The organism is Streptomyces barringtoniae (genome assembly GCF_020819595.1).
Classification (GTDB): Bacteria; Actinomycetota; Actinomycetes; order Streptomycetales; family Streptomycetaceae; genus Streptomyces; species Streptomyces barringtoniae.
Map to the genome: position 1 here is coordinate 547712 of NZ_JAJHNP010000001.1, position 10646 is coordinate 558357.

At 69.3% G+C, this 10646-nt stretch carries 4 protein-coding genes and 1 tRNA gene; 1 reads left to right on the forward strand and 4 read right to left on the reverse strand.

All coding sequences use genetic code 11. The features are described from left to right. Positions 1-54: 54 nt before the first annotated feature. Both LMU33_RS02285 and LMU33_RS02290 read right to left on the reverse strand, forming a co-directional pair. Entirely contained in the window at positions 55-735 is a 681-nt protein-coding gene (locus tag LMU33_RS02285) for a response regulator (RefSeq protein WP_228616825.1), read from the reverse strand. Between the two features lie 299 nt (positions 736-1034). Then, positions 1035-6494, reverse strand: a complete 5460-nt coding sequence (locus LMU33_RS02290) for a HAMP domain-containing protein (RefSeq protein ID WP_228616828.1) — start codon at positions 6492-6494, stop codon at positions 1035-1037. A 411-nt stretch (positions 6495-6905) separates the two neighbouring features. Between LMU33_RS02290 and LMU33_RS02295 the strand changes: the two genes are divergently transcribed. After that, complete coding sequence (locus LMU33_RS02295; protein ID WP_228616830.1) at positions 6906-9665, forward strand: SpoIIE family protein phosphatase; 2760 nt, start codon at positions 6906-6908, stop codon at positions 9663-9665. A 46-nt stretch (positions 9666-9711) separates the two neighbouring features. Here the strand turns inward: LMU33_RS02295 and LMU33_RS02300 are convergent. Together LMU33_RS02300 and LMU33_RS02305 are read right to left on the reverse strand one after the other, a co-directional pair. Then, positions 9712-9784, reverse strand: a tRNA-Thr gene (locus tag LMU33_RS02300). 84 nt (positions 9785-9868) lie between these two features. Then, positions 9869-10531 (reverse strand): DegT/DnrJ/EryC1/StrS family aminotransferase, encoded by a 663-nt coding sequence (locus tag LMU33_RS02305; RefSeq protein ID WP_228616879.1) that lies wholly within the window; start codon positions 10529-10531, stop codon positions 9869-9871. Positions 10532-10646 lie beyond the last annotated feature (115 nt).

Genomic DNA, 10646 nt, shown 5'->3' on the forward strand with positions numbered 1-10646 from the left:
TGACGGGGACCGGAACTGACGCACGCTCATCGGCAACCGCCGCCCGGGTGTACGTCAGTTCTGCGCCGACACCGACGAGCCGCCGGGGCCGGCACCCGGCTCCAGGGCGTCGAGGGCGCGCCGCAACCCGGTGAGTTTGCGCTCCAGATGGGCCGCCGTGGCCACCGCGGCCGCGTCCGCCGAATCGTCGTCCAGCTGCTTGGACAGCGCCTCGGCCTGTTCCTCGACTGCCGCGAGCCGCGCGGACAGCTCCGCGAGCAGCCCGGCGGACTCCTTGCCGCCGACCGCGCCCTTGCCGCCGCCCTCCAACTGCAGCCGCAGCAGCGCCGCCTGCTCCCGCAGCTGACAGTTCTTCATGTACAGCTCGACGAACACCGAGACCTTCGCGCGCAGCACCCACGGGTCGAAGGGCTTGGAGATGTAGTCGACCGCCCCCGCCGCATAGCCCCGGAAGGTGTGGTGCGGGCCGTGGTTGATCGCCGTGAGAAAGATGATCGGAATGTCCCGGGTCCGCTCGCGCCGCTTGATGTGCGCGGCGGTCTCGAACCCGTCCATGCCCGGCATCTGGACGTCGAGCAGAATGACCGCGAAATCGTCCGTGAGCAGTGCCTTGAGCGCTTCCTCCCCGGACGATGCCCGCACCAGCGTCTGATCGAGCGCCGAGAGGATCGCCTCCAGCGCCAGCAGATTCTCCGGCCGGTCATCGACCAGGAGGATCTTGGCCTTCTGCACCATGGCCCGCCCTCCTCGCCCCGGCGGTACACCGGGCGCCGCCCCAGGGGACGACTCCCTTTCGCCGCCCGTCCTTGTGCCGGTCATCGTAGCCGCACCCCGCCTGTCGCCACACCCTGTCACCGCGATGTCACTGTGCACGTACCGGAAACGCGGCGGGGGCCGGGATGGTTCCCGGAATCCGGCATTCCCATACGTTCGCACGCCACCTCAAGTCGAACGTTCGCCATCACCTCAAGTGGGCAACTCCCGAACCATGCCAAGGGTTCCCGGTGTGTTCACATCCCGGTGGCCGGATCTCGTCACTTTCCACCCATCCACTGCTGCATCACGGCCAGCAGATGATCCGGGTCGACCGGCTTGGTCACGTAGTCGGAGGCACCGGACTGGATCGCCTTCTCCCGGTCGCCCTTCATCGCCTTGGCGGTCAGTGCGATGATCGGCAGCCCGGCGAACTGCGGCATCCTGCGGATCGCCGTGGTCGTGGCGTACCCGTCCATCTCCGGCATCATGATGTCCATCAGCACGACCGCCACGTCGTCGTGCTGCTCCAGCACCTCGATGCCCTCGCGGCCGTTCTCGGCGTACAGCACCGAGAGACCGTGCTGCTCCAGGACACTGGTCAGGGCGAACACGTTGCGGATGTCGTCGTCGACGATCAGCACCTTCTCGCCGCCGAACCGCACACCGCGCGCGGAGTGCGGCGTGCTCTCCTGCTCGGGCACCGCCGCCCAGTGCTCCGGCCGCTGCTCGCCCTGCGGCAGGCCCCTGCGCCGACGCCGGAAGAGCGCCGCCGGGCCGTTCTGCGTCTCGTGGTACGACTTCACCTCGGCCGGGGTCTCGATCTCCACGGCGGACAGCTTCGAGGACCGCTCGGCCTCGGAGGCCAGCAGCTCCCCCGCCTCCAGCGGGGGCACGGACTGCTGGTAGCCCTGCGGCGGCAGTTCGCTCGGGTGCAGCGGCAGGTACAGCGTGAACGTCGAGCCGCGGCCCGGTTCGCTCTGCGCGTGGATCTCACCGCCGAGCAGCTGAGCGATCTCCCGGGAGATCGACAGGCCGAGGCCGGTGCCGCCGTACTTGCGGCTGGTCGTGCCGTCCGCCTGCTTGAACGCCTCGAAGATCACCCGCATCTTGCTGGCCGCGATGCCGATGCCGGTGTCCGTCACCGAGAACGCGATCAGCGGCGCGTCCGGATCGGTCAGCGAGCCGGCCTCCAGCAGTTGCTCCCGGATGCCCATCGGCACGTCCGCGCCGGCCGGCCGGATGACCAGCTCCACCGACCCGGAGTCGGTGAACTTCACCGCGTTCGACAACAGGTTGCGCAGCACCTGCAGCAGCCGCTGCTCGTCGGTGTGCAGGGTCGCGGGCAGTTCCGGGGAGACCCGTACGGACAGATCCAGGCCCTTCTCCGCGGTCAGCGGGCGGAAGGTGGCCTCCACGTAGTCCACGAGCTGTACGAGCGCGATACGCGTCGGGGAGACGTCCATCTTGCCCGCCTCGACCTTCGACAGGTCGAGGATGTCGTTGATCAGCTGGAGCAGGTCGGAACCGGCGCCGTGAATGGTCTCGGCGAACTCCACCTGCTTGGGCGAGAGGTTGCCCTCGGCGTTGTCGGCGAGCAACTTGGCCAGAATCAGCAGCGAGTTGAGCGGCGTGCGCAGCTCGTGCGACATGTTGGCGAGGAACTCGCTCTTGTAGCGCATCGACACCGCGAGCTGCTCGGCGCGCTCCTCCAGGACCTGGCGGGCCTCCTCGATCTCGGTGTTCTTCACCTCGATGTCGCGGTTCTGCCGGGCCAGCAGCTCGGCCTTCTCCTCCAGTTCGGCGTTGGAGGCCTGCAGCGCCTTCTGCCGGTTCTCCAACTCGGCCGACCGCTCCCTCAGTTGCTCGGTCAGCTCCTGCGACTGTTTCAGCAGCTGCTCGGTCTTGGTGTTGACCGAGATGGTGTTGACGCTCGTCGCGATCATCTCGGCGAGCTGGTTGAGGAAGTCCTTCTGGATCTGCGTGAACGGCGTGAAGGAGGCCAGCTCGATCACGCCGAGGACGTTGCCCTCGAACAGCACCGGCAGCACGATCACCTGCGCCGGCGGGGCCTCGCCGAGGCCGGAGGAGATCCTCAGGTAGCCGCTCGGCGCGTTCTCCACCAGGATCGTGCGCTTCTCCTCGGCGGCCGTGCCGACCAGCGCCTCACCGGGCCGGAACGACGTCGGCATGGAGCCCATCGAGTAGCCGTACGAGCCCAGCATCCGCAGCTCGTAGTTGTCCTCGCCGTCGGGGGCGTCCTTGCCCTCCATGAGCGGCATCGCCACGAAGAACGCGCCGTGCTGCGCGGACACCACCGGCGTCAGCTCACTCATGATCAGCGAGGCCACGTCCTCCAGGTCCCGGCGGCCCTGCATCAGTCCGGAGATACGGGCCAGGTTGCCCTTGAGCCAGTCCTGCTCCTTGTTGGCGATCGTGGTGTCGCGCAGGTTGGCGATCATCTTGTTGATGTAGTCCTGCAGTTCCTGGATCTCGCCGGACGCGTCGACGTCGATCTTCAGGTTCAGGTCGCCACGGGTCACCGCGGTCGCCACGCGCGCGATGGCACGCACCTGCCGGGTCAGGTTCCCGGCCATCTCGTTCACCGACTCGGTGAGGTCCCGCCAGGTGCCGTCGACGTCACGCACGCGTGCCTGGCCGCCGAGCTGTCCTTCCGTGCCCACCTCGCGGGCCACGCGGGTGACCTCCTCGGCGAAGCTGGACAGCTGGTCGACCATCGTGTTGATCGTCGTCTTCAGCTCGAGGATCTCGCCGCGCGCGTCAATGTCGATCTTCTTCGTCAGGTCACCCTTGGCGATGGCCGTGGTGACCATGGCGATGTTCCGCACCTGACCGGTCAGGTTGGAGGCCATCTGGTTCACGGACTCGGTGAGGTCCTTCCAGGTGCCGGCCACACCCGGTACGTGCGCCTGGCCGCCCAGGATGCCGTCCGTGCCCACCTCACGGGCCACCTTGGTGACCTGGTCGGCGAACGAACTCAGCGTCTTGACCATGATGTTGATGGTGTCGGCGAGCTGGGCGACCTCGCCCCGCGCCTCGATCGTCACCTGCCGCGTCAGGTCACCGTTGGCGACGGCCGCCGCGACCTGGGAGATGTTCCGCACCTGCATGGTCAGGTTGTTGGCCATCAGGTTGACGTTGTTGCTGAGGTCCTTCCAGATACCGGTGACGCCCGGTACATGGGCCTGGCCGCCCAGGATGCCCTCGGTGCCCACCTCACGGGCCACCCGGGTCACCTGCTCGGCGAAGCTGGACAGCTGATCAACCATGGTGTTGACCGTCGTGACGAGCTCAAGGATCTCACCCTTGGCGTCAACAGTGATCTTCTTCGACAGGTCGCCCTTGGCGACCGCGGTCGTGACCTCGGCAATGTTGCGCACCTGGATCGTCAGGTTGTTCGCCATGAAGTTCACCGACTGCGTGAGGTCCTTCCAGGTGCCGGAGACACCCTGCACCTCGGCCTGACCGCCGAGCATGCCCTCCGTACCCACCTCACGGGCCACACGCGTGACCTCCTGGGCGAACGACGACAGCTGGTCCACCATCGTGTTCAGGGTGTTCTTCAGCTCCAGGATCTCGCCGCGCGCGTCCACGGTGATCTTCTGGGAGAGGTCACCGCGGGCCACTGCGGTGGCAACCTGCGCGATGTTGCGCACCTGGGCCGTCAGGTTGCCGGCCATGCCGTTCACGGAGTCGGTCAGGTCCCGCCACACACCGGCCACACCGGGCACCTGCGCCTGACCGCCGAGCCGCCCTTCCGTACCCACGTCACGCGCCACCCGGGTCACCTGGTCGGCGAAGGCGGACAGCTGATCAACCATCGTGTTGATCGTGTTCTTCAGCTCAAGAATCTCGCCGCGCGCGTCAACGTCGATCTTCTGCGACAGGTCGCCGCGGGCCACCGCCGTCGTCACCTGGGCGATCTGCCGTACCTGGGACGTCAGGTTGCCGGCCATGAAGTTGACGGAGTCCGTCAACTCCTTCCACGTGCCCGACACGCCGTCCACCCGGGCCTGACCGCCCAGCCGGCCCTCCGTACCCACGTCCCGGGCCATCCGCGTGACCTGGTCGGCGAAGCTCGACAGCTGGTCCACCATCGTGTTCACGGTGTTCTTCAGCTTCAGCATCTCGCCGGAGACGTCGACCGTGACCTTCTGCGACAGGTCACCGTTGGCCACCGCCGTGGTCACCTGGGCGATGTTGCGCACCTGCCCGGTCAGGTTGCGGAACGCGGTGTTGACGGAGTCGGTCAAGTCCTTCCACGCACCGGCCGCACCGGGCACCTGCGCCTGACCGCCCAGCTCGCCCTCGACACCGATCTCCCGCGCGACCCGCGTCACCTCGGCGCCGAACGCCGACAGCTGGTCCACCATCCCGTTGACGGTGTTCTTCAGCTCCAGCATCTCGCCGGCCACGTCGACCGTGACCTTCTGCGACAGGTCACCGTTGGCCACGGCGGTCGTCACGGTCGCGATGTCCCTCACCTGGATGGTCAGGTTCCGGAAGACCGTGTTGACGGAGTCCGTCAGGTCCTTCCACGTACCGGCGGCGCCCGGCACGTTCGCCTGGCCGCCCAGCCGGCCCTCCGCGCCGACCTCGTTCGCCACGCGCGTGACCTCGTCCGCGAAGATCCGCAGCGTCTCGGTCATCTGGTTGATCGTCTCGGCGAGCTGCGCCACCTCGCCGCGCGCCGGAACCGTCACCTTCTGCGACAGGTCACCGTTGGCGACCGCCGTCGTGACCTGCGAGATCCCGCGCACCTGAGCGGTCAGGTTGCCCGCCATCGTGTTGACGGAGTCGGTGAGCTCCTTCCACACGCCGGCCACGCCCGGTACCTGCGCCTGACCGCCCAGGATGCCCTCGGTGCCCACCTCACGGGCGACCCGGGTCACCTCGACGGAGAAGGACGACAGCTGCTCCACCATCGTGTTGACGGTGTTCTTCAGCTCCAGCATCTCGCCGGCGACCTGCACGGTCACCTTGCGTGACAGGTCACCCCGGGCCACGGCCGTCGTCACCAGCGCGATGTCGCGCACCTGGGCGGTCAGCTGCCGCGCCATGGTGTTGACGGACTCGGTCAGGTCCTTCCACGAACCCGACATTCCGCGCACCCGGGCCTGACCGCCGAGCTTGCCCTCGGTGCCGACCTCGCTGGCCACGCGCGTGACCTCGTCCGTGAACGTCGACAGCTGGTCGACCAGGTTGTTGACGGTACGGCCGACCTTCAGGAACTCGCCCCGCAGCGGATGCCCGGTGCCACCGTCCAGGGCCTGCGTGCGCAGCTCCATCCGGGGCGACAGATCACCCTCGGCGACCGCCGTGAGCACCCGGCCGACCTCCGACACCGGCCACACCAGGTCGTCGACGAGCGCGTTGGAGGCGTCGATCGCGGACGCCCAGGAGCCCTCGCAGGCCCCCGTCTCCAGCCGCTCCGTGAGTTTTCCCTCACGGCCGACCATGCGCCGTACCCGGGACAGCTCACCGGTCAGATGCAGGTTCCGGTCGGCCACCTCGTTGAAGACGGCCGCAATCTCCGACATCACGCCGTCCCCGGAGACCGTGAGCCGCTTGCGGAAGTTTCCGTCACGCATCGAGACGAGAGCCGCCAGCAGCCGGTTCAGGGCAGCCGTGTCCACGGCGGTGGTGTCGCCGCGCTTGCCCAGGGACGGTCCGCCTTTCGCGCGCGTCTTCGTGCCACGCGTCGCCGCGCCAGACTCCACTGTGTCCCTCCCGGAGGGGTAGACCGTTACTGCCGTACTCGACCGCTTCGGCCCGGCATGCCCGTCATCGGCATACCGGATACTTCCGCGTACCGGTTACTGCTGCGTATTTCTGCCAGACGAGATCCGGCCACACCAGAGGCTGCTGCCCGCCGTACACGGAACACACGCAGGCTGACCCGACCTTCATCAGAAGCTTGCCCAGTGTTTCACCCCGGCCCAACCAGGCCATAACAGTTCGGCAGCTTCGCACATCGTCCGCACACCCCTCGGGGGGTGAACACCGGCGACCGGCATCCGCTCGGACGGCGAAGGTAAGTAACCTTGCATGCGGCTGTCCAGCCGCACCGGTGCGACCGGTCTGGGCGGTGGCACGAGAACGAGCGGGCATCGGAGGGGCGGCCGCAGACCATGACCACCGGAGTCATCCCCGGGGGACAGCCCCCGGAGCCACAGCCGACAGGCGAGCTGTTGCCTCAGCAGCGCAGCGAGCCGGCCGGCCAGGCAGCCCTGCCCGTCGACAACAGGCCGAGGAGTTCTGTGATCACCGCGCGCGCGGCCGCCACCTTCGAGCCCGTCGGGCGATCGGTCGCGACCGCCCGGTCCTTCGTCCGCGACACCCTCCAGGGCTGGGGCTTCGCCGACATCGTCGACGACGCCGTGGTCCTCACCAGCGAGCTGGTGACCAACGCGGTCGTCCACGCGGGCACGCACGCGGACGTCCTGTGCCTGCGCGCCGAGGACGGCGTGCGCATCGAGGTCTCCGACCGCTACCCCGAGCGCGAGGTCCCCCTCCAGAACGCCGCGGCCACCATGGGCAGCCCCGACCGCGAGGGCGGCCGCGGCCTGCAGCTGTGCGCGGCCCTGGCCACCCGCTGGGGCGTCGACTACACGCCCACCCACAAGAACGTCTGGTTCCAGCTCAACCTCCCCGAACGCCCCGTCGGCACCCGCACCGCCGGCCCGTCCCTCCCCGCCGACCTGCTCCCGCTGGCCGACGGCCGGGTCCGCGTCGCCGTCATCCAGGTCGACCGCAAGGGCACCATCACCTCCTGGAACGAGGACGCCGAAGAACTGTTCGGCTATCCGGCCGCCGAGGTCATGGGCAGGCCCCTCACCGAGCTGGCGGCCTGGCCGCACACCCCGGGCACCAGCACCGGCGTGGCCGAGGCCCTGCAGCTCTCCCGCTGGGAGGGCAGCTACGGCATCCGCGGCGCCGACGGCCGGGTCGCCTCGGTCTACGCCTCGCATCTCCGGGTCCGCGACACCGGCGGCGAACCCTCCACCGTCTGTCTCCTGGTCCGCGAGCACGAGCGCGCCGTACTCCAGACCCCGCCGCGCGTCCCGGCCGGCGACCAGGGCCAGTCCTCCGACGGCCAGGGCGCCGACCCCTTCGAGGTCTTCATCGGCTCCCCCGCCCCGGACGACCTCGACGGCCTCCTGCAGCGCACGGTGGAGCGCGCCCGCGACATGCTCGACGGCGACTCCGCGTTCCTGCTGCTGGCCACCGACGACGAGACCGAGCTGGAGGTCCGCGCCTCCACCGGCCTGCCCTCCGCGCGCCAGCGCTTCGCGCGCGTGCCCGTCGAGGCCGGCCCCGGCCGCTACGGCTCCGCACGCATGCCCGCCGTCCACGACGACCTCACCGCCGTTCCCGGCGCCGTACCCCTGCTGTCCGGCACCGGCATGCGCTCGGTCGTCACCGTCCCGCTGAAGGTCGAGGGCCGCCTCACCGGCTCCCTCGGCGTCGCGGCCGAGGCACCGGGCCGGTACTCCAACGAGGAGGCGCTGCGCCTGCAGTTCGCCGCCGACCGGATCGCCCTGGCCGTCGAGTCGGCCCGCCTGGGCGAGCTGGAGCGGCTGCGCCGCGGCTCCCTGAGCTTCCTGGTCGAGGCCTCCGACCTGCTGGCGGGCACCCTGGACCGCGACCAGACGCTGGCCCTGATGGCCCAGATGACGGTCCCCACGCTGGCCACCTGGTGCGCCGTCTATACGATCGCCGACCAGGCCTCCGAGCCGTATCTGTCGTACGTCCTGCACGAGGACGAGGAACTCATCGACGGCATCAAGGCGCTGCTGTCGAAGGTCCCGCCGCCGGACCCGGTACCGACCCCCGGCGCCCGGGTCTGGACGACCCCGGGCGAGGTGGCGCACCAGGCGGCCCTGCGCAGCTCCATGCGCAGCCTCGGCCTGTCCGGCGGGCCCACGCGCCAGATCTCCTCGGGCATCGGCCCGACCCTCGCCACGGCCTCCGCGGTCGGCGGCGAGACGGTCGTCCTGCCCCTCGTGGCCCGCAACCGCGTCATCGGCATGCTCGTCCTCGGCAAGCCCACCGACGAACACTTCCGCCAGGAAATCCTCGAACTGGCCGAGGACCTGTCCCGCCGGGCCGCGCTCGCCCTGGACAACGCCCGCCTGTACTCGGAGCGCACGGCCATCAGCCAGGCCCTCCAGCGCAGTCTGCTCCCGCCCGGCACCCCGAACATCGACGGCGTCGAGGTCGAGGTCATCTACCGCGCGGCCGGCGAGGGCAACGAGGTCGGCGGCGACTTCTACGACCTCTTCCCGATCGGCAACGGCGCCTACGGCTTCGCCATCGGCGACGTCTGCGGTACGGGCCCGAACGCGGCGGCGGTCACCGGCCTGGCCCGGCACGCCCTGCGCCTACTGGCCCGCGAGGGCCTGTCCGGACCGGCGGTCCTGCAGCGCCTGAACTCCGCGATCCTCGACGAGGGCGACCGCAGCCGCTTCCTGACCCTGCTCTACGGCGAGATGCGCCCGCAGGAGGACGGCAGCGCCGAGCTGAAGGTGGTCTGCGCCGGCCACCCGCTTCCGCTGCGCCTGCGCCAGGACGGCACGGTGACGCCGGCCGCCGAGCCGCAGCCGCTGCTGGGCGTGATCGAGGACCTGGAGCTGCACGAGGAGACCGTCACCCTCGATCCCGGTGACGTACTGCTCTGCGTCACGGACGGCGTCACGGAACGCCGTGAGGGCGCGCGCATGCTGGGCGACGACGGCCTCGCCGACGTCCTCACCACCTGCACGGGTCTGACGGCGGGCGCGGTCGCGGCACGCATCATGCGGGCGGTGGAACGCTTCGCGTCGGACGCCCCGTCGGACGACATGGCTATCCTGGCGATGCGCGTCCCGGGAATCCACAAGGACGCGTGAGAGCATGAGAAAGACCCCGCCCGGAAGGGCGGGGTCTTTCTTGTTGAGCCCCCAAACGGAATCGAACCGTTGACCTTCTCCTTACCATGGAGACGCTCTGCCGACTGAGCTATAGGGGCCTGTCGTTTCCGAGGTTTCCCTCGCGGCGACGGAGAAACTGTACCCCGAGCAGGCCCGACTTCCCAAATTCGTTCGGAACCCGCTCAGTAGGCGGGCTGCAGCAGTCCGCCGAGCGCATTGCACGCGGACACGATCCGCTGCATCTCCCGCTTGGTGAGCGCGGCGTCCACGGGCAGCGTCAGCGTCTCGTCGGCGGCCAGCTCCGTCTGCGGCAGGGACACGCAGCGGCGGAACTCCGGCAGCCGGTGCACGGGCGTCTTGACCGGCACCCGGCACTCAACTCCCTTGGCCCGCAGGGCCATCGCGAAGGCGTCCCGGTCCGGCCGGCCGTTGCCCGGCACCCGCACGACGTACTGCTGGTAGGTGTGGCCGTCACCGCCGTCGGGCGTCCGTACGCCCTTGAGCTTGCCGTCGAGGTAGGCGGCCCGCTCCCTGCGCTGGGCTATCTCGTCGTACGGCACCTCGGACTCGCCCTGCTCCAGCACCAGCACGCCGTGCCGCTGCCCGAGCCCGTGCAACCGCCGCAGGTCGGCCTGCCGTCCGAAGCGGTGTACGACAACGACCGCGGCGGTACGCGGAGTTACGGCTGCCTCTACGGCGACGGGGTCGAGGCAGTAGGTCACCGGGTCTATGTCGGCGAACACCGGCTGCGCACCGGCCAGGGTCACGGCCTCGGCGACTTCGACGTTCCCGAAGGCGGGTACGACGACCTCGTCACCGAGGCCGACGCCGGCGGCCCTGAGCATTGCAGCAGTTCCCATGTGCTGGATGCTGGGTGCGCGACATGAACGACACGTTAAGGAAAACGTAAAAAGGCCGGACCCCGAACCGAAGTTCAGGATCCGACCTTTTTGAATAATT

Excerpts from the sequence above, each read along its gene's own strand:
- LMU33_RS02285 (WP_228616825.1), bottom strand. The coding sequence starts at position 735 with ATGGTGCAGAAGGCCAAGATCCTCCTGGTCGATGACCGGCCGGAGAAT.
- LMU33_RS02305 (WP_228616879.1), bottom strand. The coding sequence starts at position 10,531 with ATGCTCAGGGCCGCCGGCGTCGGCCTCGGTGACGAGGTCGTCGTACCC.
- LMU33_RS02295 (WP_228616830.1), top strand. The coding sequence starts at position 6,906 with ATGACCACCGGAGTCATCCCCGGGGGACAGCCCCCGGAGCCACAGCCG.